Origin of the sequence: Herbaspirillum sp. NPDC087042, from assembly GCF_044745245.1 — a bacterium.
Taxonomy (GTDB): domain Bacteria; phylum Pseudomonadota; class Gammaproteobacteria; order Burkholderiales; family Burkholderiaceae_D; genus Herbaspirillum.
The window spans coordinates 39711-64655 of record NZ_JBIUZW010000009.1 but is presented as its reverse complement, the minus strand read 5'-3'; the positions used below and the strand labels follow the sequence as shown (position 1 = coordinate 64655).

The window sequence follows — 24945 nt, the reverse complement described above, 5'->3', positions numbered from 1 at the left end:
TCCATGGAGTCTGCAATGAAATTCCTCGCTTCCCTGCTGGCGGCTGCCGCCCTGCTGTTCTCCGCGCCCGGCCATGCCGCGGGCGTGCCGATTGCCGGCGTCGACCACGTCGGCATCAATGTCCCCGACCTGAAGGCGGCCCAGGCCTTCTTCATCGATACCTTCGGCTGCGTGCCGGTGACCCGGATCGGTCCATTCCCGCTGGATCCCGCCGCCACCGGTACGGACAGCGCCTTTGCGCCGCGTGCCGATAGCGTGACGCTGGCCATGATCCGCTGCGGCACCGGGGCCAACATCGAATTGTTCGAATACACCAATCCGCGTGGTAGCAAGGAGATGCCGCAACTGGCCGAGGCCGGCGCGTCGCACATCGCTTTCTATACCGAGGACATCGCGGCCGGCGTGGCCTACCTGAAGTCGCATGGCGTCACCGTACTGGGCGAGCCCATCACCATGCGTGGCGGCGATACCGGCGGCGAGACCTGGGTCCACTTCCGCGCACCCTGGGGCGCCGAGATGGAACTGGTGAGCTATCCGCGTGGCAAGGCCTATGAAGCCCGTACCGCGCAGCGCTTGTGGAATCCGGCGCGGCCGGCGCAATAAGCAAGCATCAGACAGGCATCAGGCAGGCCTCAGGGCCTGGCCAGACATGACAACGCCGGCATCATGCCGGCGTTGTCATGTTCGTTGGCGCAGGTGCTTCAGTTGCGGCCCTGCTGCCACAGCCGACGCGCCAGCCATGCCGCCGTTGCCACCTGCAGCAGCATGAAGGCGGCCACGGCATTCCAGCCCGAGTGTTCCCAGAACCAGCCACCGGCCGATCCCAGGATGCTGCCACCCAGGTAATAGGCCAGCAGGTAGAGCGAGGCGGCGTGGCCCTTGCCCTCTTTGGCCATGCGGCCGACCCAGCTGCTGGCGGCCGAATGCGTGGTGAAGAAGCCGATGGTCAGCAGCACGATGCCGGTGATCACCAGGGGCAGCCACGACGTGCAGGTGAGGAACAGGCCGGCGCAGGAGATGGCGATACCGGCGGCCACCAGCGGTGCGCGACCGTAGCGGTCGGCCAGCGCACCGGCCCAGGAGGACGACACGATGCCGAAGATGTAGGCACTGAAGATCAGGCCGGTGACGGTGGCCGAGAGCGAGAACGGCGGGCTCATCAGGCGGAAGCCGGCGTAGTTGTAGGAGGTGGCGAAGATGCCCATGTTCAGCGCGGCGATGCCGAAGGTCAGCGGCAGGCGCGCATGGCCGAGGTGGCGCTGCCACAGCGCCAGATGGTCGCGCAATCGCAGGGTGCCGTTGCGCACGAAGTTGCGCGAGCCCGGCAGCAGCATCACGAACACCACCGCCAGCACCAGATCCAGCGCACCGATGACCAGCATCGCGGTGCGCCAGCCATAGGACTCGGCCATCATGCTCATACTCACCCGCCCCATCATGCCGCCGAAGGCATTGCCGCCGACATAGAGGCCCATGGCAAAACCCAGGCCACGGGCATCGATTTCCTCGGCCAGGTAAGCCATGGCCACGGCCGGTACGCCGCCCAGGGCCAGGCCTTCCAGGGCGCGCGCGGCCAGGATCAGGTGCCAGGTCGGCGCTACGCCGGCCAGCAGGTTGCAGCAGGCGGCGGTCGCCAGCGAGGCGAACATCAGTTCCTTGCGGCCATAGCGTTCCGAGACCATGCCGGCCAGCAGGATGGAGAGCGCCAGCAGACCGGTGGACACCGACAGCGCCAGCGAGGCGCTGGCCGCGCCGATATTGAATTCGTGGGCGAAGGCCGGCAGCAGCGGCTGCACGCAATACAGCAGCGAGAAGGTGGCGAAGCCCGAGCAGAACAGCGCCAGGACGATGCGTTGATAGGCGGCCGAGCCGCGCGTGGCACCCTGGACGGGGGCTGGCTTGGCACCGATGGTGGCGGCGGAGCGACGGGCCGTGGTGGTCGTATTGGCCGGGTCGGAGAGGGACTGCATGGCGATTTCCTTGCCATGGCGTGTCGGGCGGTGGACACGTCGCATCTGGCATCTGGTTGGAGAGGAATGCAGTCTGGAAGAAATCGGCTATATTGTCCAATATATGGGACAGGCCCTGTCCATCTACAGAACAGATATCACATCCTCATCATGGAACTCCGACACCTGCGTTACTTCCTGGCCGTGGCTGAACAGCGCAGCTTCACGCGCGCGGCCGAGAAGGTCGGCATCGGCCAGCCGCCGCTGTCGATGCAGATCAAGGCGCTGGAAGAAGAGATCGGTGGCGCCCTCTTCCTGCGGACCTCACATGGCGTGGAATTGTCCGAGGTGGGACGCGTGTTCCTGCCGCATGCGCAGAAGGCGGTGGATGATGCCGAGCAGGCGCTGCGCGCGGCACAGCAGGCCGCCAGCGGCGAGGTCGGTTTGTTGCGCATGGGCTTCACGTCCTCGGCGGTGTTCCATCCGCTGGTGGCCAATGCCTTGCAGCAGTTCCGCGAACGTCATCGCAAGCTGGAGATTTCGCTCAGCGAAGGCATCACCGAGCAGTTGCTGGCCGATATCGCCGCCTCCCAGCTCGATGCCGCCTTCGTGCGCATCGTCACCACGCCCTCGGCCGAGCTTGGGGTGGTGGAATTGCCGGCCGAGAAACTGAAGGTGGCGCTGCCGCGCTCGCACCCGCTGGCGCGCCGCAAGTCGCTGCGCTTGCAGGACCTGGCCGGGGAGAATTTCATCATGGTGCCTAGGGGCAAGGGCTCGGCGCTATACGACAACATCTTCAATGCCTGCCAGGCCGCCGGCTTCGATCCGCAAGTGATCCAGCTGGCACCGCAGCTGACCTCGGCCATCAACCTGGTGGCCTCGGGCCTGGGCATTTCCATCGTGCCCGAAGCCATCGAGCAGGTGCAGCTGGCCCAGGTGCGCTATATCGAGATCCGCGAACCGGCGCCACGCGCCCAGCTGTCGCTGGCCTATCACCGCCAGTCGATTGCCGCCTCGCGCTTTGCCGCCCATCTGCAGCGCTCCTTGCGGCGCGCCGGTGGGCCGGCAGACAAGGAGCAGGCGTGAGGGACCAGGTTTGAGGGACTAGAGGTCGCTGGCCGGCTTGAAGCGGCCCAGCACCGAGTTGGCCTGCCTGAGGAAGGCGGCCGGGTATTCTTCCACCAGCTGTTCCAGCGCCGGCAGCATGCGTTCCAGGGCTATGGTCAGGGCGATGTCGCTGATTTCCTCACCCCACAGTACCTTCTGCACGAAGGCGGCCGGACCGTATTCGGCGATGAGGCTCATGCTCATCTGGCGCTCCAGCGTGTCGGTGCGCGGGCCGAAGACTTCCTCGAAGATGGCGATGATGGCTTCTTCCAGCTCGACCCGCTGGGTCGCTCCGTCGGCTTCTTGCGCCGTGTGCGTGGCCAGGGGCTCGGGATCGATCGGCGCCGGCATCTGGCTGTGCTCGATCAGTGCGCTGGCTTCCCCCGCCATGCGACTGAGTTGCTGGACGTGCAGGGTCAATGCACTGATTTCGTTGAGCAGTGAACGCAGCGGCATCTGCTGCGGCATCTCGGATTCGGCTGGGCCTGCTGGATGTTGATTCATGTTGTTCTTGCTGCAGAGACGGCCATGCAAGGGCCGCAACCGCCTGCGTGAATCGATCTTCCCGACGACTCCGCCCCCATGCGGATGTCTCGCCGGCTCCCGGACGCTGGCGTCCCCATGGCTTCCTGCGCTTCACCGAGCGCTGCAGAAAACGACATATTTGGAGCACCAAACGTGAATTTCCGTAAGGAAACTCGGCCAAGTATAGTGCGCCGCAAAAATTTACGCATGGAAATTTTTGACCAGTTGGACGAAGAAACGACAGCTTTGCAGACTTTATTGTTCAGATAATAAAAGAAAACCTGCTTGTTGCCACCCATGTTGTGTTTTTTTCATTATCTATCTTGCCATGCCCTCTTCGGAGGCGCGATGGTGTTGCGTCAAATCGTCGCACCTCAGGGCGAGGGGTGGAAGCGGTCAGGCATCTGCAAGAGTGAAGGAATATAATGAGAATGCTTATCGATTCTGAACACACAAGAACATCATGCGTCTGACCGAACTCGCCAAGGGCGTTGCCGCCATCGTTGATCATGTTGCTGACCAGCACACTGCGGACGCCGTCGCGGCGCGCTTGCGCGATCTCGGATTCGTGCAGGGCGAGCCGGTGCGCATCGTGGCGACCGCGCCCTGGGGCGGCGACCCCATCGTGGTCCAGATCGGTTCGACCCGGTTTGCGCTGCGCCGCGCCGAAGCCCAGCGGGTCAACCTGCAGGTGGCGCAGGGAGTGGCGGCATGAGCGGCGGCGCACTCAATATCGCCCTGGTGGGCAATCCCAATTGCGGCAAGACGGCACTGTTCAACCAGTTGACCGGCGCGCGCCAGAAGGTCGCCAACTATGCCGGCGTGACCGTGGAACGCAAGTCCGGCAGCTTCACCGCGCCCTCGGGACGCACCGTGCGCGTGGTCGACCTGCCCGGCGCCTACAGCCTGCAATCGGTCAGCCCCGATGAACGCGTGACCCAGGCGGTGCTGCAGGGCCACTATCCGGGCGAGGCCGTGCCCGACCTGATCGTCTGCGTGGCCGATGCCACCAACCTGCGCCTGCACTTGCGCTTCGTGCTGGAGGTGCGGCGCATCGGTCGTCCCATGGTGTTGGCGCTGAACATGATGGATGCGGCGGCCCGCCGTGGCATCCGCATCGATGTGCCGGCACTGTCGCGGCGCCTGGGCATGCCAGTCATCGAGACCATTGCCGTCAAGCGCGGTGGTGCCACCGCGCTGGTGGGCGCCATCGATACGGCCGAACCGGCTGCCCTGGACGTGGCCACCGTGCCGCCCGACCTGCATGCCGAGGTACGTAGCATCCTGGCCGATACCGTGGTGATGCCGGCCCCGACCGACCGCCGCGACGACGCGATCGACCGCGTCGCCCTGCACCCCGTCTTCGGCGTGCTCTTGCTGGCGCTGACCATGTTCCTGGTGTTCCAGGCGGTGTATGCCATCGGCAAGCCGATGACCGATGCCATCGCCGACGGTTTCGGCACGCTTGGTGGCGTGGTCGGCGAATGGCTGCCCGAAGGGCCGCTGCGCGGACTGGTGACCGATGGCCTGCTGGCGGGGCTGGGGACGGTGCTGGGCTTCCTGCCGCAGATCCTGGTGCTGTTCTTCTTCATCCTGTTGCTGGAAGAATCCGGCTACCTGCCGCGTGCGGCCTTCGTGCTGGACAAGCTGATGGTCTCGGTGGGCCTGTCGGGCCGTTCCTTCATCCCCCTGCTCTCCAGCTTTGCCTGTGCCATTCCCGGCATCATGGGCACGCGCAGCATCACCGATCCGCGTGACCGCCTGGCCACCATCCTGGTGGCGCCGCTGATGACCTGTTCGGCGCGCCTGCCGGTGTATGCGCTGCTGATCGGCGCATTCATCCCGCATCGTGCCGTGCTGGGCGTATTCAACCTGCAGGGGCTGGCACTGTTCTGCCTGTATGTGGCGGGGATTGCCGCAGCCATGTTCGTGGCCTGGGTGGCCAAGCGCATTGGCCGCTCGCGCCAGGAGCGCGCGCTGCTGATGGAATTGCCCTCCTACCGCCTGCCGCACTGGCGCGATATCGCGCTGGGCCTGTGGGAGCGTGGCGCCATCTTCCTCAAGCGCCTGACCGGCGTGATGCTGGCGCTGACCGTGCTGATGTGGGCCATCTGCACCTTCCCTGGCGCGCCGGCCGATGCCACCCGCGCCGCTATCGACTATTCCTTCGCCGGCATGATCGGCCATACCCTGCAGTATGTCTTCGCGCCGCTGGGCTTCAACTGGCAGATCAGCCTGTCGCTGATCCCCGCTTTCGCCGCCCGCGAAACCGCGGTGGCCACGCTGGCCACCGTCTATGCGGTCGGTGGCGAGGAAGGCGCAGCCCTGCAGAGCGCACTGGCCGCGCATATCTCGCTGGCCAGCGCGCTGTCGCTGATGGTGTGGTTCGCCTTTGCGCCGCAGTGCATGTCCACGCTGGCCATCATCCGCCGCGAGACGCAGTCCTGGCGCATGGTGGTGCTGTCCTTCAGCTACATGTTCGTGCTGGCCTATGTTGCATCGTTCCTGACTTATCGTATCGCGGGGTGGCTGGCATGAGTGGCGCGCACGGACTGTGGTGGCAATACCTGGTGATTGGCGCGCTGGTCGCGGTCAGCCTGCTGTTCATGCTGCGCAAGCTGGCGCCGACCTTCTCCTGGCGCGGGCAGGCACGCCTGGCAACGTGGTTGCTGCGGCGTCGCGCCGCACCCTGGCAGGCCCTGGGCCGACGCCTGCTGCCGCCGGCCAAGGCCGGTGGTTGTGGTGGTGGCGCCTGTGATGGTTGTGGCGATGGCGGCGATGCCTTGCCGCCGCTGGAACAGAAGATCCAGTTCCACCGCCGCCGCTAGGCGGTGCCAGGCCCTAGTGCAGTTCCTCGGCCTCGAAGCCGGCGGCCCGCAGCGCCTGCAGCACCTGGGCCAGATGCGGACGGCCACGCGTCTGCAGGACCAGTTCGATATCCACGTTCTGTGCTGCCAGCAGCGTGAAGGCGCGCTGGTGATGCACCTCATCGATATTGGCGCCGGCCTCGGCGACGATGCCGGTGATCTTGGCCAGCGTCCCTGGCACATCCCGGGAACTGACCTTGACCCGCGCCAGACGACCGGCGCGCACCATGCCGCGCTCGATGATGGCCGTCAGCAGCAGCGGATCGATATTGCCGCCTGACAGCACCAGTCCCACGCGCTTGCCACGGAAACGATCCGGGTAGCGCACCAGCGCCGCCAGTCCGGCCGCGCCGGCACCCTCGACCAGGGTCTTCTCGATCTCCAGCAGCATCAGCACGGCCTGTTCGATATCGCCCTCATCGACCAGCAGCAACTCATTGGCTTCGCGCGCGATGATGGCGCGCGTGAGCGTGCCGGGTGTGCCCACGGCAATCCCTTCGGCAATGGTGCTGGTGCCGACCGGATGGTCGGTTCCCTTGACCGCGTTGACCATGGTCGGAAAGCGTCGCGTCTGCACCCCCACGATCTCGATCTCGGGCTTGATGGCGCGTGCGGCCACGGCCATCCCGGCCAGCAGGCCACCACCACCGATGGCGACCACCAGGCAATCCAGGTCGGGCACGGCCTTGAGCATTTCCAGCGCGACCGTACCCTGTCCGGCGATGATGGCTTCATCGTCGTAGGGATGGACGAAGGTCAGCCCTTCCTTCTCGGCCAGTTCATAGGCATGGGCGCGGGCGGCTTCGAGCGTATCGCCGAAGAGCACCACATTGGCGCCGAAGCCGCGCGTGCGTTCGATCTTCACACCCGGCGTGAAACGCGGCATGACGATGGTGGCCGGCAAGCCCAGCCGTTGCGCATGATAGGCCACGCCCTGGGCATGGTTGCCGGCCGACATGGCCACCACGCCGCGCGTGGCGTTGCCGCTGGCGGCCACATCGGCCATCTTGTTGCAGGCGCCGCGCTCCTTGAAGGAGGCGGTGAATTGCAGGTTCTCGAACTTGAGGAAGACCTGGGCGCCGACGATCTGCGAGAGCGTGCGCGATTCCACGCAGGGCGTCTCCAGGATCTGGCCTTGCAGCCGCTGTGCAGCTGCTTCGATATCGTTGAGTGTCGTCATGCAGCGATTGTAGAGCCTATGCACTGTTTTGTAGCGGATCATGCAGATCCGGAAAGAAGATGCAGCAAAATCGATATTGCTGGCCTCCGGATGTCGATTCATGCAAATTTTGCTGCCCTGCACGCGCTTTTCGACTGATGCCGGAATGGGCCGGGATTGTAGAATCGACAATAGAAAAATCTTTGATTATCACCATTGAACTCACCCCGCCTGCCGTCTAAAGTGAAATCTCGCCGCCCCGCCGCCTGAATCTCTTGCCAACGTGGAATGCGGCACCCGGAAGTGCCGTTTTGCGGCCTTCTCCCTCATGCAGGTCCGATCAGCCTCAGCCGTTCTCATCAAGGAGATACAAATGAGCATCGCCACCCGGCACCCGGATGTCAGGCCATCCTCGTTACCGCCCTTTGCAGTACCCACCACCGGGGAGCGTGCGCGTCCCCGTTACGAGCAGCGCACCTCGCCGTTGATGTTGAAACTGGTAGAACTTGATCCGCGCGAAGTCATCGACGGCATCATGACCCCCAATGGTTATCTGGCCGCTGACGTGGTACCGATCGGCCCCATGCGCGAGGCTTGCCCGCATTGCGATGGCGTGGCCTTGCAGCTGGTGCTGCGGCATCGTCATGTCAAGCGCAGCCATCTGGTGTGCCGGGTATGCACCCGGGTCTATGACGCGATCAACGAGAGTGGGCGTTCGGTATTGACGCTCTGACCGGAAACGACCGACAAGAACCGGGAAAATCCGAGAAAATCCGAGACAGAAAAACAGGCAGCGACACGAAAAACCACAGGGCGCCGGCGGGAGAGCGGCGCCCTGTTTCATTGTCGATGGTGAGCGGGGCTTGCGTGGCCTCTACACCTTGTAGGGAACCCGCACCCCGGGGTCGTCGGCCGGGAAATCCTTGGTATTGCGCGACACCAGCAGCAGCGAATGGACTTGCGCACTGGCCCAGACGATGGCGTCAGGCAAGCGGATGCGGCGGCGCTTGCGCAGCTGGACAGCACGTTCGGCCAGGGCCGTGTCCAGCTCGACGACGTGGAAGGAGGACAGCCAGGCGCGGATGGTCTCTTCATCCTCTTCCGAGGTACCGACCATGACCTCCATCCAGGTGATGATGCTGATGTAGCGCTCTTCGTAGCGTGCCAGTTCCTTCCTGGCGGCGGCAATACCGTTGAGATAGTCGACCAGGATGTTGGTATCGAAGAGTGCCTTTACCATTCGGCGCGCAGCTCCTTCTGGTAAGCCAGCCCATCGGGTTTTTTCTTCTTCCACAGCCCGAATGGCTCGGCCCCCTGCTCCAGTTTGTGCTGGAGGATGTAGGCGGCGATGGCTTCGCGGATGAGCATCGCACGGGGACGCTGCTGATGCTCGACAAGCTGCGTCAGCTCCGCCAGTTGTACCTCGGGAATGTCGATCAGGATGCGGCTCATTGCGCTGGCTCCATGATGATGGATGATATACATATCATATATCATTGCATCTCTTCCGGCCTCGAACTTTCTTTGGAAGCCTTGACCATCTTCCTGGCTGAGGCAGTAGAATCACCCGCTTCGATGCAAGAAAAGAGTGGCAAATGGAATATGCGTACAAGCTGATGGCCTCCCCTGCGGGTCTGCTGAAACTGGTGGCCCGTGGCGACCATCTGGCGGCGATCCTGTGGGAAGACGATGACGCGACCCGCGTGCGCCTGGGCGAGATGGTCGAGGACGAGGATCGCACCGTGCTGCTGGAGACCGAGCAGCAGTTGCGTGAATACTTCGCCGGCGAGCGCGACAGCTTTGATATTCCGCTGCACTTCGACGGTACCGAATTCCAGCGCCAGGTCTGGTCCGCACTGCTGGAGATTCCCTATGGACAGACCCGCACCTACCTCGATATCGCGCGCCAGCTCGGCAACGAAAAAGCCGTGCGCGCCGTGGGCGCGGCCAATGGCCGCAATCCCATTTCCATCATCGCGCCCTGCCATCGCGTCATCGGTTCGGGCGGCGAGCTGACCGGCTTCGCCGGTGGCCTGCACGTCAAGAAGCTGCTGCTGGCCATCGAGGGCATTTCCACCGAGGGCCGCGATGCCGGCCAGGTCATCGATCCGCGCCGCAAGGCGCAGCATCGGCGCCGCGAGGATCCCAACCAGCTGTCGTTGCTGTAAGCGCCCGGATCACACGCGGCACGGCAGGCATCAGCGCTGCATGCCCCACTTCTTCACTGTCACCCGTTCCAGCGTATTGAAGACCAGGTTTTCCACCAGCAAGCCGATGATGATGACCATCGCCAGGCCCGCGAAGACCTTGTCGGTGTAGAGCTCGTTGCGGTTCTGGAAGATGTACCAGCCCAGGCCGCCCTTGCCGCTGGTGGCGCCGAACACCAGTTCGGCCGCGATCAGCGTGCGCCAGGCGAACGCCCAGCCGATGCGCAGGCCCGCCAGGATCGAGGGCAGGGCTGCCGGCACCAGTACCTGCAGCACGAAGCCCAGGCCGCGCAGGCCATAGTTGCGACCGGCCATGCGCAAGGTCTCCGATACCCCCAGGAAGCCCGCATAGGTATTGACCGCCAGTGCCCACAGCACCGAATGCACCAGCACGAAGATCAGGCTGCCTTCGCCCAGGCCGAACCACAGCAGCGCAATGGGCAGGAGCGCAATGGCCGGCAGCGGATTGAACATCGAGGTCAGCGTACCCAGCAGGTCGCGACCGAACTGGGTGGACACCGCCAGCGTGGTCAGCACGAAGGCCGCCACGATACCCAGCACGTAGGCTTTCAGGAGCACCTGCAGCGACAGCCAGGTCTTGCCGAACAACTCGCCGCTGCGCAGTCCATCGAGAAAGGCCTGGGCCGTCTGCAGGAAGGTCGGCAGGAGCAGGTCATTGTCTTGCCATCGGGCGATGATTTCCCACACCAGGGCCAGCAGGATCAGGATGGCGCCCTTGCGCACCCAGCCCTGTTGCCAGATGCGTTGCGCCAGCGAGAACTGTCGTTGCAGCACCAGGCCGGGCAGGGGTGCCAGCGGGATTTCGTATTCGTCGCGGATCGGCGGCGTCTGCGGCAGGGGGTGACTCATTGCTCAATCCTCAATAGGAAAAACGGACATCGCCGAAATGGATGGCGTCTTCGGTAGTGGGCGTGGGGTTGCCACTGCCTTCCTCGAACAGCAGGCGGTGGATGCGTTGCGCGGTCTGCTGGAAGCCCGCGCCGCCCAGGCTGCCGAGGTCGTACTGGTGGCTGTTGATCTCGGCGCGCACCCGACCCGGATGGGGCGAGAGCAGCAGGATGCGGTTGCCGACCACCAGCGCTTCCTCGATGGAGTGGGTCACGAAGAGCAGGGTGAAGCGCACCTCTTCCCAGAGGGCCAGCAATTCCTCCTGCATCTTGCGGCGGGTCAGCGCATCGAGCGCGGCGAAGGGCTCATCCATCAACAGCATCTTGGGTTGCATGGCCAGCGCGCGGGCGATGGCTACGCGCGCCTTCATGCCGCCCGACAGCGTATGCGGATAGGCATCCGCAAAGCGCGCCAGGCCGACCTTGTCCAGATAGTGGCGGGCGCGCTCGGCGGCCTCGCGCTTGCCCAGCGTGCGCGAGGCCAAGAGCGGGAACATCACGTTCTGCAGCACCGTCTTCCAGGGCGGCAACTGGTCGAACTCCTGGAACACCACGATGCGGTCCGGCCCCGGCTGGTGCACCGCCTGGCCGTCCAGCCGGATCTCGCCCGCGGCCGGCGGCAGGAAGCCCGCTACCGATTTCAGCAGGCTGGACTTGCCACAGCCCGAGGGGCCCAGCAGCACGAAGCGGTCGGCCGGATGGACGTCGAAACTGACCTCATGCGTGGCCTGCACCACGGCAGTGGCACTGCGGTATTGCAGGCTCACGCGATCCACCTGCAACAGCGGTAGGTGGGCTGCGGCCGCGCTCACGCTGGCGGTTTCAGCTGCCGGGTTGTGCATAGGCTTCCTCGAAGAAATAGTCTTTCCAGGAGCTGGCGCGGTTCTTCAGCACGCCCAGTTCGTGGAGTTTCTCGGCGTAGACGTAACTGCGCTCGGGAGAGACGGTGAAGTTGATTTCCGGGTCTTCCACGATGCGCCGCACGAATGCCGGCGCCAGCTTGGACTTCTGCACGCGGATGAAGGTATCGGCGGCCTTGGCCTTGTTGTTGCGGATGAAATCGGCCGCTTCCACCAGCGCCTTGTAGAAGGCGCGATAGGTCTTGGGATTGTCGTCGTGGAATTTCTGCGTGGTGTAGAGGAAATTGAAGCTGGCCGGGCCCCCCATGATGTCGTAGGAGCTCAGCACCTTGTGCACGTTCTTGTGTTCCAGCGCCTGGTACTGGAAGGGCGGGCTGGAGAAGTGCGCGTTGATTTCCGAACCACCGGCGATCAGGGCCGCCGTCGCATCGGGATGCGAGAGGCTCACCGAGATGCTGTCGAAGCGCTTGTAGTCGGCCTTGCCATAGAGCCTGGCGGTCTCGATCTGCAGGGTGCGCGACTGGAAGCCGACGCCGGCGGCCGGCACGGCGATGCGGTCCTTGTCGCTGAAGTCCTTGAGGGTCTTGACGTCGGGATTGTTGCTCAGCAGGTAGTTGGGCATGGAGCCCAGCGAGGCGATGGCCTTGACGTTCTGGCGACCGCGGGTACGGTCCCACAGCACCAGGGCCGGTGGCGCGCCGGCCGAGACCACGTCCAGGGCGCCGGCCAGCAGGGCCTCGTTCATGCCGGTGGAGCCCGACAGGCTGGTCCACTCGACCTTGATATCGATGCCTTCCTGCTTGCCGTATTTCTCGATCAGCTTCTGGTCCTGCACCACGTCCAGGATCAGGTAGCCGATGCCGAACTGCTGGGCGATGCGGATGCTGCCCTCGGCATGGGCCTGGGCCGACAGTCCGATGGCGAGCACGCCGGCCAGCAGGGCCGGAAACAATTTACGCGATAGCAATGACGGGCGCATCTCAGCTGCCTCCCTGGATGTGTGCGTCATCGAAGAAGTAATCCTTCACCGATGCCGGCTTGTTCTTGATGGCGCCCACGCGGTGCATGAACTCGGCCAGGCCGTAGGTGTTCTGCGGCGCGATCTTGAATTGCACTTCCGGATTCCTGATGATCTGCAGCAGCAGCTTGCGGTCGGTATTGCCCTTGTTGACCTTGAGATAGATGTCGGCCGCCTTCTCGGGATTGGCCGTGATGTATCTGGCGGCTTCATCGAGGGCGCCGAGGAAGGCGCCGTAGGTCTTGGGATTGTCGCGGCGGAATTTCTCGGTGGCGTAGAGCACCGTGGCCGAGGAGGGGCCACCGAGTACGTCGTAGGACTTCAGCACGATATGGGCGTTGGGGTTGCCCGCCAGTTCCTGTTCCTGGAAGGGCGGATTGCCGAAGTGGCCGGTGATCTCGGTGCCGCCGCTGATGATGGCAGCGGTGGCATCCGGATGCGGTACGGCGATGCTGATCTTGTCCAGTTTGTTGTACTGCGCATCCCCCCACAGCTTGGCCGAGGCATACTGCAGCACGCGCGATTGCACCGAGACGCCCACGGCGGGCAGGGCGATGCGATCCTTGTCGCTGAAGTCGGCGATCGTCCTGACCTTGGGATTGTTGCTCACCAGGTAGTAGGGGAAGTTGCCCAGAGAGGCCACGCCGCGCACGTTCTGGCGGCCATGGGTGCGGTCCCAGATGGTCAGCAGCGGCCCCACGCCGGCGCCGGCGATATCGACCGAGCCCGACAGCAGCGCATCGTTGACGGCCGAGCCGCCGGAGAGCTTGAGCCACTCCACCTTGATATCGACACCGGCCGCCTTGCCATGCTTCTCGATCAGTTGCTGGTCCTGCGCCACATTGAGCAGCAGGTAGACGATGCCGAACTGCTCGGCAATGCGCAGCTGGCCCTCGGCGCGCGCCATCAGCGGTGCGCCCAGCAGCGACACGGCCAGGCCGCCGGCAAGGCTGAAATTGAACAGACGCCGCAGGCGTCCCGTGGAGGGGAGGGGAGTGGTCATGATGTCCTGTGTCGGTGGATGGCTGGCCGGCGAAACCGGCGGCGATGGCTTAGAACCGTCATGATGGGAAAACGCGGTTCTTTATTCGTTCGGAGTATATAAAGGGCAGGAGAGAAAGAAAAACTCGATTACCGCATATCCATATGCGGCCCTGGTATAGCCCGACAGAGCAGGCGTGGCGGGGATTCTGGCCGGAAACGGGGAAATTGGTGCAGTGCAATTCCGAACCTCGGACATTATTGCGCTGTCAAGTTTTCGGCGTCGTGCAAGAGGCTGGCGCGCAACGACTTGCAGCACCGTGAGGCATTTTGAGCCTGTCGCAGGTAGAGTGCGATAAAGTACGCGTCCTGCCCGGGTGGATGGCCGGCCACGTCTGACGATGGCCCAATGCGCTGTCAATGTCAGACCCGCCGGCGACAATTTGAAGAAGCAAAGGGAGCCAGATGAGTTCATCTCACACCAATCCAAATCTTTCCTTACGTTCGCAGCGATTTCACCTCATTACCCTGGCCGCGCTGGGCGTCGTGTTCGGCGACATCGGTACCAGTCCGCTGTATGCACTGAAGGAATGTTTCAGTCCCGACCACGGCATCGCCTTTTCTCCCGGGGCAGTGCTGGGCATCATTTCCATGCTGTTCTGGGCCATCACCATCGTGGTGACCATCAAGTACGTGATGTTCGTGCTGCGCGCCGACAACAACGGCGAAGGTGGTGTGCTGGCGCTGATGGCGCTGTCGCTACGGGCGGCGACCTCGGGCTCGCCGCGCGCCAAGCTGTTGATGATGCTGGGCGTGTTCGGCGCCTGCATGTTCTATGGTGACGTGGTCATCACGCCGGCCATCTCGGTGCTCTCGGCGGTGGAGGGGCTGGAGATCGCCGCGCCATCGACGGCGCATGTGGTCATTCCCCTGACGCTGGTGATCGTGGTGGTGCTGTTCCTGATCCAGCGTCATGGCACCAGCGTGGTGGGACGCTTCTTCGGACCGGTGATGTTCGTCTGGTTCCTGTCGCTGGCCTTGCTGGGCCTGTACAACATCACCAAGGCGCCGGAAGTGCTGGTGGCCATCAATCCCTACTATGCCGCACGCTTCATGGCCGAGCATTCGCTGCAGGCCTTCATCGTGCTGGGTTCGGTGGTGCTGGTGCTGACCGGGGCCGAGGCTCTGTATGCCGACATGGGTCACTTCGGCATCAAGCCGATCCGCTACGCGTGGATCTTCACGGTGATGCCGTCGCTGCTGATCAACTACTTCGGCCAGGGCGCCAACCTGATTGCGCACCCCCAGGCGATCCAGAATCCGTTCTACCTGATGGTCCCCGAACCACTGGTGCTGCCCATGGTGGTGCTGTCGACGCTGGCGACCGTGATTGCCTCGCAGGCGGTGATCTCGGGCGCCTTCTCGCTGACCAGCCAGGCCATCCTGCTGGGCTTCGTGCCGCGCATGCGCATCCTGCATACCTCCGAGGATGAGCAGGGCCAGATCTACATTCCCCTGATCAACTGGATGCTGCTGCTGCTGGTGGTGGCCGTGGTGCTGGCCTTCAAGAAATCCGACAACCTGGCCGCCGCCTACGGCGTGGCGGTGACCACCACCATGGTCATCACCACCATGCTGGCTGGCGTGGTGATGCGGCATATCTGGAAGTGGCGCATGCCGGCCGTGGTCGTGGCCACCGGCTGCTTCATGGTGGTGGATGTGGCCTTCTTCGCGGCCAACCTGTTGAAGCTCACCGAGGGGGGCTGGTTCCCGCTGGTCATCGGTGGCGCGGCCTTCTTCCTGCTGATGACCTGGTACTCGGGTCGCATGCTGCTGCGCATGCGTGTCAAGGATGACGGCATCCCGCTGGAACCCTTCATCGAAGGCCTGCTGGCGCATCCGCCGCATCGCGTGGGCGGCACGGCCGTGTTCATGACCGGCAACATCGACACCGTGCCGGTGGCGCTGCTGCACAACCTGAAGCACAACCGCATCCTGCATGAGCGCGTGTTCTTCCTGAAGATCAGCATCTGGGACGTGCCTTACGTGGCCGACAGCGAGCGCCTGACCATGAAGGAACTGGGTGGCAATACCTACCTGCTGCGCGCGGCCTTCGGCTTCAAGGAAACGCCGGAAGTGCAGAAGGTCATGGACCTGACCGAGCAGCAGTTCGGCCACCACTTCGACCTGATGGATACGTCCTTCTTCCTGGCCCGCGATACGGTGGTGCCCAGCAAGCTCCTGGGCATGTCGCTGTGGCGCGAGCGCCTGTTCGCCTGGATGTACCAGAACGGCGCCAAGCCTTCGGACTTCTTCCACATCCCGGCCAACCGGGTGGTGGAGCTGGGGACCAAGGTCGAGATCTGACCGTCCTGCGGGCTTGCCCACGCATGCCTGAGCGCAAGGGGCCGCCATCGAGGCGGCCCTTTTTCATTCCAGCGAGATCGGCAGCGGCGAACTTGGCTTGACCTCTTCCAGGCAGATCATCGAGCGCAGCCCGGCCACGCCCGGTACCTGCATGAGCCGGTCGGTGAGGAAGTGGGACAGGCTCTTGAGGTCTTGCGAGACCACCTTCAACAGGTAGTCGAAGTCGCCCGAGATGGTGTGGCACTCGATGATCTCGGGAAAGGCCTTGATCACCTTCTCGACCTCGCGCACCCGCTTGAACTGCGCCCGGTCCAGCGACAGCGAGACGAAGGCGGTGACGTTCAGGCCCACTTCACCGGGCGCCACCAGGGCGGCATAGCGGCGGATGACACCCTGTTCCTCCAGCGCGCGCACGCGCCGCATGCATTGCGGCGGCGACAGGTGGACGCGCTCGGCCAGGTCGACATTGCTCATCTGGCCGTCCTGCTGCAGCAATTCCAGGATCCTGACGTCGATCTTGTCCATGATGCTCCCCGTTGATGAAATAAAGTTTCATGATCATGGCAAATCATGAGCGAAAACGAAAGCTAATTTCTCGCCAATGTGGATAAGATTTCATCCATCACGACAGCAGAGGCGGCCAGTCGCGTGGCCGACGCATCATGGTCAAGTACATCGGCACCCACGACATCCAGGCCTTCATTGCCAGCCAATCCCTGCCCACCATCCTGGGCCAGCTCAAGCAAACCATCCGTGACGACTACCTGCGCTGGCCGCAGTTCGACAAGACGGCGCGCGTGGCCAGCCATTCGCCCCTGGGGGTGATCGAGCTGATGCCGATCTCGGATGGCAAGCTGTATTCCTTCAAGTACGTCAATGGCCACCCTGCCAATACCGCGCAGGGTCTGCTGACGGTGACCGCCTTCGGTGTGCTGGCCAATGTGGACAACGGCTATCCACGCCTGCTGAGCGAACTGACCGTGACCACCGCCTTGCGCACCGCCGCCACCTCGGTGCTGGCGGCCAGCCACATGGCGCGGCCTGACAGCCGCGTGATGGCGCTCATCGGCAATGGCGCCCAGGGTGAGTTCCAGGCCATCGCCTTCCATACGCTGCTGGGCATCGAGGAAATCCGCCTGTTCGATACCGATCCGGCCGCCACCGACAAGCTGGTGCGCAACCTGCGCGGCTATCCGCGCCTGCGGCTGGTGCGCGCGGCCAGCGTGGCCGCGGCGGTCAAGGGGGCTGACATCGTCACCACCGTGACGGCCGACAAGCGCCGTGCCGTCATCATCACGCCTGACATGCTGGCGCCGGGCATGCACCTCAATGCGGTCGGCGGCGATTGCCCGGGCAAGACCGAATTGCATCGCGGCGTCATGGAGGCCGCGCGCGTGGTGGTGGAATTCGAGCCACAATCGCGCATCGAGGGCGAGCTGCAGCAGATGCCGGCCGACTTCGCCGTCACCGAGCTGTGGCAGGTGCTGGCCGGGCAGGCCAGCGGACGGGGCGATGCCGCCGAGGTGACGGTATTCGATTCGGTCGGTTTCGCGCTGGAGGATTTCTCGGCGCTGCGCTACCTTGATGAACAGGTCGATGCGCGCTTCACCCGCGAGATCGACCTGGTCCCGCAGCTCGATGATCCCAAGAATCTCTACGGCCTGGCGGTGTCGCCCGGCGCATGGAAGGAACAGGCAAACGCATGAACAAGATCAGATTGATGGGCGCGCCCACCGATGTCGGCGCCAGCCGCCGTGGCGCCTCGATGGGCCCGGCGGCGCTGCGCGTGGCCGACCTCGGCCGCGCCCTGGCGCAGCTGGGGCTGGAGGTGCGCGACAGCGGCGACCTGGCCGGGCCACCCAATCCGCAATTGCCGCCGGTGCAGGGTTTGCGTCACCTGGACCAGGTCGTGCAATGGAACCAGACGGTCTTCGCGGCCGTGGGCGATGCCTTGCGGCAGGAAGAGCTGCCCTTGCTGATGGGCGGTGACCATGCCCTGGCGATCGGCTCGATTGCCGCAGTGGCGCAGCATTGCCGCCAGCAGGGCAAGGAGTTGCGCGTACTGTGGCTGGATGCCCATGCCGATGCCAACACCGATGCCTCCTCGCCCACCGGCAACATCCACGGCATGCCGGTGGCCTGCCTGCTGGGCGTGGGGCCGCAGGCGCTGGCCGGCATCGGCGGGCAGGTGCCGGCCCTGCTGCCGCAGCAGATCTGCCAGATCGGCATTCGCAGCGTCGACCGCGAAGAGAAGCGTCACCTGCGCGAGCTGGGCGTGCGCGTCTACGACATGCGTCACATCGACGAACACGGCATGCGCCTGACCATGGAGCAGGCGCTCTCGGGGGTCGGGCCGCAGACCCACTTGCATGTGAGTTTCGATGTGGATTTCCTCGACTCCGCGCTGGCCCCCGGGGTGGGCACGGCGGTGCCGGGCGGACCCACCTATCGCGAGGCGCAGCTGTGCATGGAAATGATCGCCGACACCGGGCGCCTGGCCTCGCTGGAGGTGATGGAACTCAATCCCGCCTGTGATGTGCGCAACCAGACCGCCGAACTGGTGGTGGACCTGGTGGAAAGCCTGTTCGGCAAATCGACGCTGATTCGCTAGGAGCTGTAATTTGCAGTTGAAGGAATCCGGCGAATGCCGGATTATTCAGGGTTTTCCGCTACTGGCGGGCGAGACGGGCGCGCGCTCATGCGCTTTCCCGCACGCCAGGAATCGGTCCTCAACCGGGGTTGCATGAGGGCAAAAGTCGCCTTGCTGGCCGCCCGACCACTCCATCGCCTACAGAAAGATCACATCATGTCGCTCAAGAGAATCCTGACCGTCGCCGCCAGCGTGCTGGCCATGTCCTGTGCCGCCGGCGGCGCGCTGGCCGCTGACCAGACCTACGTCGTGGGCGCCGGTGGCACCTATCGCCCCTTCGAATTCGAAACCCCGAAGAAGGAGCTGGTGGGCTTCGACATCGACCTGATCAAGGCCATCTCCAAGGCATCCAACTTCAAGATCCAGCTGGTGAGCACGCCCTGGGAAGGCATCTTCGCCACCCTCGGCCAGGGTGACCGCGACATCATCGTCTCGGGCATCACCATCACCGACAAGCGTTCGCAGATGGTGGATTTCTCGCTGCCTTACTTCCCGGCTGAACAAGTCATCATCACCAGCGGCGACGCCAAGATCACCTCGCTGGCCGACCTGAAGAAGTCGCAAGTGGCCGTGGTCAATTCCACCGCCGGCGACATCGTGGTCTCCGAAGAACTGGGCAAGGCCAGCACCGCCATCCACCGTTTCGACAACACCGTGCTGATGCTGGAAGAACTGTATCGCGGTGGCGTCGATGCCGCCGTGGGTGACGTGGGCGTCATCAAGTTCTACATCAAGAACCATCCCGAGAAGCAGTTCAAGGTGGTGGGCGACAACAAGTTCGTGCGCCAGTATTTCGGCATCGCCGTCAAGAAGGGCAACAAGGAACTGCTGGACAAGATCAACGCCGGCCTGAAGCAGATCGTCGCCGACGGCACCTATGCCAAGATCTACAAGACCTGGTTCGATGGTGAAGTACCGACCCTGCCGCTGAAGTAATCGACGTCACCGGCGCACTGGCATCGCCATTGCGCCGTCCTTCCTCCCGGCTGCCGCCCGCCGCTCACAACTCGCGCAGGGCGCCAGCCTCACTGCTTACCCGGACCTCTTCATGAATTCCTTCTTCCAATGGGAAATCATCGGCGAATATTTGCCCCTGTTCGTCGAAGGCACCTGGATGACCCTCAAGGCCGCGATCATCTGCGTGATCGCCGGAACCTGCTGGGGCCTGGTGCTGGGCGTCGGCCGACTGGCCGAGGCTCGCCACGGTTTCTGGAAATATTTCCTGTGCTACTGCGTGCAGTGGCCGATCCGTTTCTATGTCAGCTTCCTGCGCGGCACGCCGCTGTTCGTGCAGATCCTGCTGATCCACTTCGCGTTGATGCCGATGCTGATCAATCCCAGCGGCGGCCTGATCCTCTCGGGTGACCTGGCGCGCGAGATCCGCTCGCACTATGGCGCCTTCGCCTCGGCCGTGCTGGCCATCACGCTCAACTCGGGTGCCTATGTGTCGGAGATCTTCCGCGCCGGTATCCAGTCCATCGACCGTGGCCAGACCGAAGCCTCGCGTTCGCTGGGCATGACCTACATGGCGACCCTGCGCAAGGTGGTGCTGCCGCAGGCCTTCCGCCGCATGCTGCCGCCGCTGGGCAACAATGCCATTGCCATCGTCAAGGATTCCTCGCTGGCCTCGGCCATCGGCCTGGCCGAGCTGGCCTATGCGGCGCGTACCGTGTCGGGCGCCTATGCCCGCTACTGGGAGCCCTACCTGACCATCTCGGTGATCTACTGGGTCATTACCCTGTTGTTGTCGGCGCTGGTGCGCCATCTGGAAGCCCGTTACGGCAAGGGGGATGCACGATGAGCACGATGATCAAGGTCAATCAGCTCCAAAAACGCTTCGGCCAGGCGCATATCCTGCGTGGCATCGATTGCGAGATCAAGGCACGCGAAGTGGTGTGCGTGATCGGCCCGTCGGGTTCGGGCAAGAGCACCTTCCTGCGCTGCCTGAATGGCCTGGAAGAAGTCAGCGATGGCGAGGTCTTCATCGAGGGCGTCCAGCTCAATGACCCCAAGGTCGATCTCAACGCCCTGCGCGCCGGCCTGGGCATGGTGTTCCAGCGCTTCAACCTGTTCCCGCACATGACCGTGCTGGAAAACCTGATCATGGCACCCATGCAGGTCAAGAAGATGTCGCGCCGCGAGGCCGTGCTGGTGGCAGAGAAGCTGCTGCAGAAGGTGGGCCTGCTGGAGAAGATCGACGCCTTCCCCAACCAGCTCTCCGGTGGCCAGCAGCAGCGCGTGGCGATCGCCCGCGCGCTGGCGATGGAGCCCAAGGTGATGCTCTTCGACGAACCGACCTCGGCGCTGGACCCCGAGCTGGTGGGCGAAGTGCTGACGGTGATGAAGCAGCTGGCCGAGGAGGGCATGACCATGGTGGTGGTCACCCACGAGATGGGCTTTGCCCGCGAAGTCTCGGATCGCGTCTTCTTCATCGACCAGGGGGTGATCATGGAAGAAGGACCGCCGCAGCAGGTGCTGGGCGATCCGCATCATGAACGCACGCGCGACTTCCTGCGCAAGGTGCTGTAAGCAGTACCGAGGTATGTTCAAGCTGCCCGCTGGCTTGCGTGATTGAAGCCAGCGGAGCATGCACACCCCGTGTCCGCAATTGTCTTACTTGACGCCCTCCAGCCCTTTCATCACCTCCACCTGCACGGTCTCCCAGATCGAGCGCTTCAGTTCGATATAGCGGGACGACAGCTGGACTTCGGCCGTGCGCGGATGCGGCAGGTCATTGTGGATGTCCTGGACCACCCGTCCGGGCTTGGCGCCCATGACAACCATGCGCGTGGACAGCATCAGCGCTTCATCGATGGAGTGCGTGATGAAGATGATGGTCTTGCCGCTCTTTTCGTAGATCTGCAGCAATTGCTCCTGCAACACCTGGCGGGTCATGGCGTCGAGTGCGGCGAAGGGTTCGTCGAAGAGCATCACATCCGGGTCGTTGGCCAGTACCCGCGCAATCGAGACACGTTGCTTCATGCCGCCGGAAAGCTTGCTGGGGAAACTGTCCTCGAAGCCCTTCAGCCCGACCATCTCGATGTAATGCTGCGCAACCCGGGCGCGTTCGCTCCGTGATACGCCCCGCATCTTGAGGCCGAACTCGACGTTCTCGCGCACGGTCTTCCAGGGGAACAGGGCGTACTGCTGGAACACCATGCCACAGGCCGGATCGACATCCTTGACCTCCCGGCCATTGACCCAGACGCTGCCGGTAGTAGGACGTTCGAAGCCGGAGACCAGGTTGAGCATGGTCGACTTGCCACAGCCCGAGGCACCCAGCAGCACCAGGAATTCTCCCTGGACCACCTGCAGATCGAGCCTTTCCAGGACCTTCAGACTGCCGAAGGATTTGCCCGTGCCGCGGAATTCGATCATCGGCCCGGCCTTGGGTGGGGTCTTCATTTCTGCCATGACAGCACACTCCTTTGAATCAGTCGGAAGACGATATCGGTGATGAGGACGGTAAAGCTGATGAGCACCATGCCCAGCACCACGGTATCGGTCTGGAAGAATTCCTTGCCGTTCATGATCATGAAGCCCAGGCCCTCCTTGGCCGCGACCAGCTCGGCCGAGATCACGCAGGTCCACGACAGCCCGAGGATCACCTTCATGCCCGAGAGGATCTGCGGCATGCAGCCCGGCAGGATCACTTCACGCATCACCTGCCAGCGGTTGGCTCCCAGGTTGCGCGCGGCGCGGATGAGCAGCGGATCAACGCCCTGGGTGGCTTCGATCACATACAGCAGGGCAGGGGTCACCGCGCCCATGAACACGATGCTGTATTTCTGCGTCTCGGTGATACCGAACCACAGCAGCGTCAATGGAATCCAGCTCATCGAGGGCAGGGGCCGCAGGAAGGACAGGATGGGATCGAAGACCGCACGGGCAATCTTCGATGTACCCAGCATGATCCCCAGCGGAATGGAAACCAGCACCGCCGCCAGGAAGCCGACCATCACGCGCCGGGCCGATGCCAGGATGTTGATCACCAGCGTATCCTGCTGCCACATGCGCAGGGCGCGTGTGAGGATCTGCGAGGGCGCCGGCAGGAACACCGCATCCACGATGCCGGCCCGGCATATGCCTTCCCACAGCAGCAGGAACGCCACAAGGGAAACGACCGACAGGGTAGCCAGCGCCCCGCCGGTGAGCCATTCTTTCTTCTTCTCCATAGGTGGGCCTCAGAGATAGGTAGTGTTGACCCATTGGCGCACTTGCGGCATGGAGTCGATCTGTTTGAGCTTGACCAGCATCTCGGCCAGCTTTTGCAGACCCACGACGAAGTTGCCCGGGTCGCTCATCAGCGCCTTCTGATCGGCCAGCGTGAACCACTCGGTCTGCCTGATGACGCCGAGCTGTTCTTCCATGGACAGGGAGGTCAGCTCCAGCAGCAGGCGCGCCGCCTCCTCGGGTTTGTTGGTGAGCATGGCATTGGCTTCGAAGATGGCCTGCATGAAGGCTTTCACGGCGCCCGGATTGTCCTTGCCGAAGCTGGTGCGGGTCAGCAGCACATCGGGACCTGGGGACATCTTGTAGCTCTTGTAGAGAGAGAAGGCGCTGTCGTCAAACAGCGTCCTGGTCGCGGGCAGGGCGCGGATGCGGTCGAAGGTCGGAGTCCAGGCGGCAGCGGCGTCGATCTGGTTGGCCTTGTAGGCGGTGAGCAGTTCGGTCGCCGGCAGGTTGATGATGGCCACGTCCTTGTCTGCGTTGATACCGGCTTGCGCAAGCACGTCGAGCAGCAGCACATGGGCGCTGGAGGCATAGGTAACACCGATCTTCTTGCCCTTGAGGTCGGCCAGTTCCTTGATGTTCTCGCGCACCAGCAAGCCTTCGGCGCGGCCGAAGTTGTTGGGAGTGGCAATGAGCTGGAATTGCCGGGCCCCGCTGGCCATGAGCGCCAGCGCCGAGACCACGCCGGTGCCGGCGATGTCGACGTTGCCGGCCATCACCGCGGCCATGCGCGCGGAGGAGGTGGAGAAGGCTTGCCAGCGCAGGTCGATGCCGTACTTGGCCATCAGGCCGGTCTTCATGGCGATGTAGGCCGAGTAGTGGCCAAGCCAGGCCGAGCCGCCATAGTTGATCACGGTGGGCGTAGCTGCACTGGCCGCGAGGGGGATGCCGGCAGCGCCGGCGGCGGCCAGCGAGATCATCTGCTTCATGACCCTGCGTCGATTCTGGTTCATTGCTTGCTCCTTCAGATTGGATGTGGAATCTCTTGGTGGATCACTTCAGGTCTGGCCTGCGCAGATCTCCCGCCTGCCTGCATCGCCACCATGCCCGGCCATTCCCGCTGCGGCGGTCGTCAGTCGTGCTGACGACCTGCGCCTGCAGGTGACGTGACAGCGTCGATATTACTGATTGATGACGACAGCCCGGCCCGCTTAAGAAAAACTAATACAAAGTATCTTGGGCACTAATCTAGCTGCGCCGCAGCGGTGCGTGTACGCCTCGGCGCTGTGCATTTCACGCTCGGGCTGCACGGAAAACGCTCATGCGCCGCGCCCGGCTCCGGTGTGCTCGCGCAGGGCGTCCAGGGCGGCTTCGATCATCTGGCGTACCAGCGTTGCTGCCTTGTCGGCGCGGGCGGGCTGGTAGCTGAAGGGAGCGTGTTCATCCATGTAGAGTGACTGGCACATTTCCATCTGGACGGCGTGGATGCCGTTGGCAGGAAGGCCGTAGTGGCGCGTGATGTAGCCGCCCTTGAAGCGCCCGTTGGCAACCCAGGTATGGCCGGCCGGCGGACATGCCTGTCCTGCCGCGTCAGCCACCGCATCGGCGACGGTCGTGGCGCAGCTTTGTCCGTTGTTGGTGCCGATATTGAAATCCGGCAGCTTGCCCTCGAACAGCCGGGGCAGGTGACTGGCGATGGAGTGTGCATCCCACAGCAGGACGTAGCCGTGCAGCGCCCGCAGGCGCTGCAGCTCGCTCTCCAGCTGCTGGTGATAGGGCCGCCAGACCTCCTGCAGGCGCTGGCTTGTTTCTTCTGCTGTCGGTTCGGCACCGAGGCGGTAGAGCGGCTCGCCACGAAATGTCTCGGTCGGGCACAAGGACGTGGTGGTCTGGCCGGGATACAGGCTGGCGTTGTCGGGCGGGCGGTTCAGGTCGATCACGTAGCGCGAGACCCGGGCGCCGAGGAGGGAGGCTCCCAGGGTCCTGGCGAAGCCATACAGCTGCTCCAGATGCCAGTCGGTATCGGCCAGCAGCCGGGCCTGCGGCGTCATCCTGGCGGCCAGTCCGGGCGTGATCTGGCGCCCCATGTGGGGGATGGAGATGAGCAGCGGCGCGCTGCCCTGGTGGAAGTCGAAGGTGGAGCTCTGCATGCAGTTCCTTGTCGGTGAAAAACG

General features: G+C 63.8%; 27 protein-coding genes. 13 read left to right on the top strand and 14 right to left on the bottom strand.

What is annotated here, in order from left to right; translation table 11 throughout:
• Positions 1–15 precede the first annotated feature (15 nt).
• On the top strand, positions 16–603 hold the full coding sequence (locus tag ACIPHN_RS13750) for a VOC family protein (protein ID WP_400436997.1): 588 nt from the start codon (positions 16–18) through the stop codon (positions 601–603).
• Between the two features lie 98 nt (positions 604–701).
• Here the strand turns inward: ACIPHN_RS13750 and ACIPHN_RS13745 are convergent, their stop codons facing one another.
• Complete coding sequence (locus ACIPHN_RS13745; RefSeq protein WP_400436995.1) at positions 702–1970, bottom strand: MFS transporter; 1269 nt, start codon at positions 1968–1970, stop codon at positions 702–704.
• 150 nt (positions 1971–2120) lie between these two features.
• Between ACIPHN_RS13745 and ACIPHN_RS13740 the strand changes: the two genes are divergently transcribed.
• Positions 2121–3035: a LysR family transcriptional regulator gene (locus ACIPHN_RS13740; RefSeq protein ID WP_400436994.1), complete on the top strand. Its 915-nt coding sequence runs from the start codon at positions 2121–2123 to the stop codon at positions 3033–3035.
• 18 nt (positions 3036–3053) lie between these two features.
• Here ACIPHN_RS13740 and ACIPHN_RS13735 read toward each other — a convergent pair whose 3' ends face one another.
• A complete protein-coding gene (locus tag ACIPHN_RS13735) occupies positions 3054–3560 on the bottom strand; it encodes a hypothetical protein (RefSeq protein ID WP_400436992.1) in 507 nt (168 codons plus the stop codon).
• Positions 3561–4044: 484 nt separating this feature from the next.
• On the opposite strand from ACIPHN_RS13735, the gene ACIPHN_RS13730 reads away from it, so the two are divergent.
• From ACIPHN_RS13730 to ACIPHN_RS13720, 3 genes are read left to right on the top strand one after another with little or no spacing between them, the layout of a single operon-like run.
• Positions 4045–4296, top strand: a complete 252-nt coding sequence (locus tag ACIPHN_RS13730) for a ferrous iron transport protein A (protein ID WP_400436991.1) — start codon at positions 4045–4047, stop codon at positions 4294–4296.
• Positions 4293–6119 carry a ferrous iron transporter B gene (locus ACIPHN_RS13725; RefSeq protein WP_400436990.1) on the top strand — a complete coding sequence of 609 codons (1827 nt, stop codon included), beginning with the start codon at positions 4293–4295 and terminating at the stop codon, positions 6117–6119. The genes ACIPHN_RS13730 and ACIPHN_RS13725 overlap by 4 nt, the downstream gene beginning before the upstream one ends.
• Positions 6116–6409: a DUF6587 family protein gene (locus ACIPHN_RS13720; RefSeq protein ID WP_400436989.1), complete on the top strand. Its 294-nt coding sequence runs from the start codon at positions 6116–6118 to the stop codon at positions 6407–6409. Before ACIPHN_RS13725 ends, ACIPHN_RS13720 begins: the two co-directional genes overlap by 4 nt.
• A 13-nt stretch (positions 6410–6422) precedes the next feature.
• On the opposite strand, the gene ACIPHN_RS13715 is transcribed toward ACIPHN_RS13720, so the two are convergent.
• Entirely contained in the window at positions 6423–7628 is a 1206-nt protein-coding gene (locus tag ACIPHN_RS13715; protein ID WP_400436987.1) for a threonine ammonia-lyase, read from the bottom strand.
• Between the two features lie 352 nt (positions 7629–7980).
• Here ACIPHN_RS13715 and ACIPHN_RS13710 point away from each other — a divergent pair, with 352 nt between their 5' ends.
• A complete protein-coding gene (locus ACIPHN_RS13710; RefSeq protein ID WP_400436985.1) occupies positions 7981–8340 on the top strand; it encodes a hypothetical protein in 360 nt (119 codons plus the stop codon).
• A 141-nt stretch (positions 8341–8481) separates the two neighbouring features.
• Here the strand turns inward: ACIPHN_RS13710 and ACIPHN_RS13705 are convergent, their stop codons facing one another.
• Positions 8482–8847: a type II toxin-antitoxin system VapC family toxin gene (locus ACIPHN_RS13705; RefSeq protein ID WP_400436984.1), complete on the bottom strand. Its 366-nt coding sequence runs from the start codon at positions 8845–8847 to the stop codon at positions 8482–8484.
• Positions 8841–9059 carry a ribbon-helix-helix protein, CopG family gene (locus ACIPHN_RS13700; protein WP_400436982.1) on the bottom strand — a complete coding sequence of 73 codons (219 nt, stop codon included), beginning with the start codon at positions 9057–9059 and terminating at the stop codon, positions 8841–8843. Before ACIPHN_RS13700 ends, ACIPHN_RS13705 begins: the two co-directional genes overlap by 7 nt.
• 143 nt (positions 9060–9202) lie before the next feature.
• On the opposite strand from ACIPHN_RS13700, the gene ACIPHN_RS13695 reads away from it, so the two are divergent.
• A complete protein-coding gene (locus ACIPHN_RS13695; protein ID WP_400436981.1) occupies positions 9203–9775 on the top strand; it encodes a methylated-DNA--[protein]-cysteine S-methyltransferase in 573 nt (190 codons plus the stop codon).
• A gap of 30 nt (positions 9776–9805) precedes the next feature.
• Here the strand turns inward: ACIPHN_RS13695 and ACIPHN_RS13690 are convergent, their stop codons facing one another.
• From ACIPHN_RS13690 to ACIPHN_RS13675, 4 genes are read right to left on the bottom strand one after another with little or no spacing between them, the layout of a single operon-like run.
• Positions 9806–10672 carry an ABC transporter permease gene (locus ACIPHN_RS13690; protein ID WP_400437214.1) on the bottom strand — a complete coding sequence of 289 codons (867 nt, stop codon included), beginning with the start codon at positions 10670–10672 and terminating at the stop codon, positions 9806–9808.
• Between the two features lie 22 nt (positions 10673–10694).
• Complete coding sequence (locus ACIPHN_RS13685; protein ID WP_400436980.1) at positions 10695–11564, bottom strand: ABC transporter ATP-binding protein; 870 nt, start codon at positions 11562–11564, stop codon at positions 10695–10697.
• Positions 11545–12561 carry an ABC transporter substrate-binding protein gene (locus ACIPHN_RS13680; RefSeq protein ID WP_400436979.1) on the bottom strand — a complete coding sequence of 339 codons (1017 nt, stop codon included), beginning with the start codon at positions 12559–12561 and terminating at the stop codon, positions 11545–11547. The genes ACIPHN_RS13685 and ACIPHN_RS13680 overlap by 20 nt, the downstream gene beginning before the upstream one ends.
• Position 12562: 1 nt before the next feature.
• Positions 12563–13603: an ABC transporter substrate-binding protein gene (locus ACIPHN_RS13675; RefSeq protein ID WP_400436977.1), complete on the bottom strand. Its 1041-nt coding sequence runs from the start codon at positions 13601–13603 to the stop codon at positions 12563–12565.
• A gap of 443 nt (positions 13604–14046) precedes the next feature.
• Here ACIPHN_RS13675 and ACIPHN_RS13670 point away from each other — a divergent pair, with 443 nt between their 5' ends.
• Positions 14047–15948, top strand: coding sequence for a potassium transporter Kup (locus ACIPHN_RS13670; RefSeq protein WP_400436975.1), 1902 nt, complete (start codon positions 14047–14049; stop codon positions 15946–15948).
• Positions 15949–16011: 63 nt separating this feature from the next.
• On the opposite strand, the gene ACIPHN_RS13665 is transcribed toward ACIPHN_RS13670, so the two are convergent.
• Positions 16012–16473 carry an Lrp/AsnC family transcriptional regulator gene (locus tag ACIPHN_RS13665; RefSeq protein WP_198984748.1) on the bottom strand — a complete coding sequence of 154 codons (462 nt, stop codon included), beginning with the start codon at positions 16471–16473 and terminating at the stop codon, positions 16012–16014.
• 137 nt (positions 16474–16610) lie between these two features.
• Here ACIPHN_RS13665 and ACIPHN_RS13660 point away from each other — a divergent pair, with 137 nt between their 5' ends.
• From ACIPHN_RS13660 to ACIPHN_RS13640, 5 genes are all read left to right on the top strand, one after another.
• Positions 16611–17654 (top strand): ornithine cyclodeaminase, encoded by a 1044-nt coding sequence (locus ACIPHN_RS13660; RefSeq protein WP_400436973.1) that lies wholly within the window; start codon positions 16611–16613, stop codon positions 17652–17654.
• Positions 17651–18559, top strand: a complete 909-nt coding sequence (rocF, locus tag ACIPHN_RS13655; RefSeq protein WP_400436971.1) for an arginase — start codon at positions 17651–17653, stop codon at positions 18557–18559. The genes ACIPHN_RS13660 and rocF overlap by 4 nt, the downstream gene beginning before the upstream one ends.
• 195 nt (positions 18560–18754) lie before the next feature.
• Complete coding sequence (locus ACIPHN_RS13650) at positions 18755–19534, top strand: basic amino acid ABC transporter substrate-binding protein (protein ID WP_400436970.1); 780 nt, start codon at positions 18755–18757, stop codon at positions 19532–19534.
• Between the two features lie 112 nt (positions 19535–19646).
• A complete protein-coding gene (locus ACIPHN_RS13645; RefSeq protein WP_198984744.1) occupies positions 19647–20399 on the top strand; it encodes an amino acid ABC transporter permease in 753 nt (250 codons plus the stop codon).
• 5 nt (positions 20400–20404) lie between these two features.
• Positions 20405–21127 (top strand): amino acid ABC transporter ATP-binding protein, encoded by a 723-nt coding sequence (locus tag ACIPHN_RS13640; protein WP_400437212.1) that lies wholly within the window; start codon positions 20405–20407, stop codon positions 21125–21127.
• Between the two features lie 84 nt (positions 21128–21211).
• Here ACIPHN_RS13640 and ACIPHN_RS13635 read toward each other — a convergent pair whose 3' ends face one another.
• The 4 genes from ACIPHN_RS13635 to hutG form a co-directional block, all read right to left on the bottom strand.
• Positions 21212–22012 carry an ABC transporter ATP-binding protein gene (locus ACIPHN_RS13635; RefSeq protein WP_400436968.1) on the bottom strand — a complete coding sequence of 267 codons (801 nt, stop codon included), beginning with the start codon at positions 22010–22012 and terminating at the stop codon, positions 21212–21214.
• Positions 22000–22773 (bottom strand): ABC transporter permease, encoded by a 774-nt coding sequence (locus tag ACIPHN_RS13630; protein WP_400436966.1) that lies wholly within the window; start codon positions 22771–22773, stop codon positions 22000–22002. Before ACIPHN_RS13630 ends, ACIPHN_RS13635 begins: the two co-directional genes overlap by 13 nt.
• 9 nt (positions 22774–22782) lie before the next feature.
• A complete protein-coding gene (locus ACIPHN_RS13625) occupies positions 22783–23784 on the bottom strand; it encodes an ABC transporter substrate-binding protein (RefSeq protein WP_400436964.1) in 1002 nt (333 codons plus the stop codon).
• Between the two features lie 306 nt (positions 23785–24090).
• Positions 24091–24921, bottom strand: a complete 831-nt coding sequence (gene hutG, locus ACIPHN_RS13620) for an N-formylglutamate deformylase (RefSeq protein WP_400436962.1) — start codon at positions 24919–24921, stop codon at positions 24091–24093.
• Positions 24922–24945: the final 24 nt, after the last annotated feature.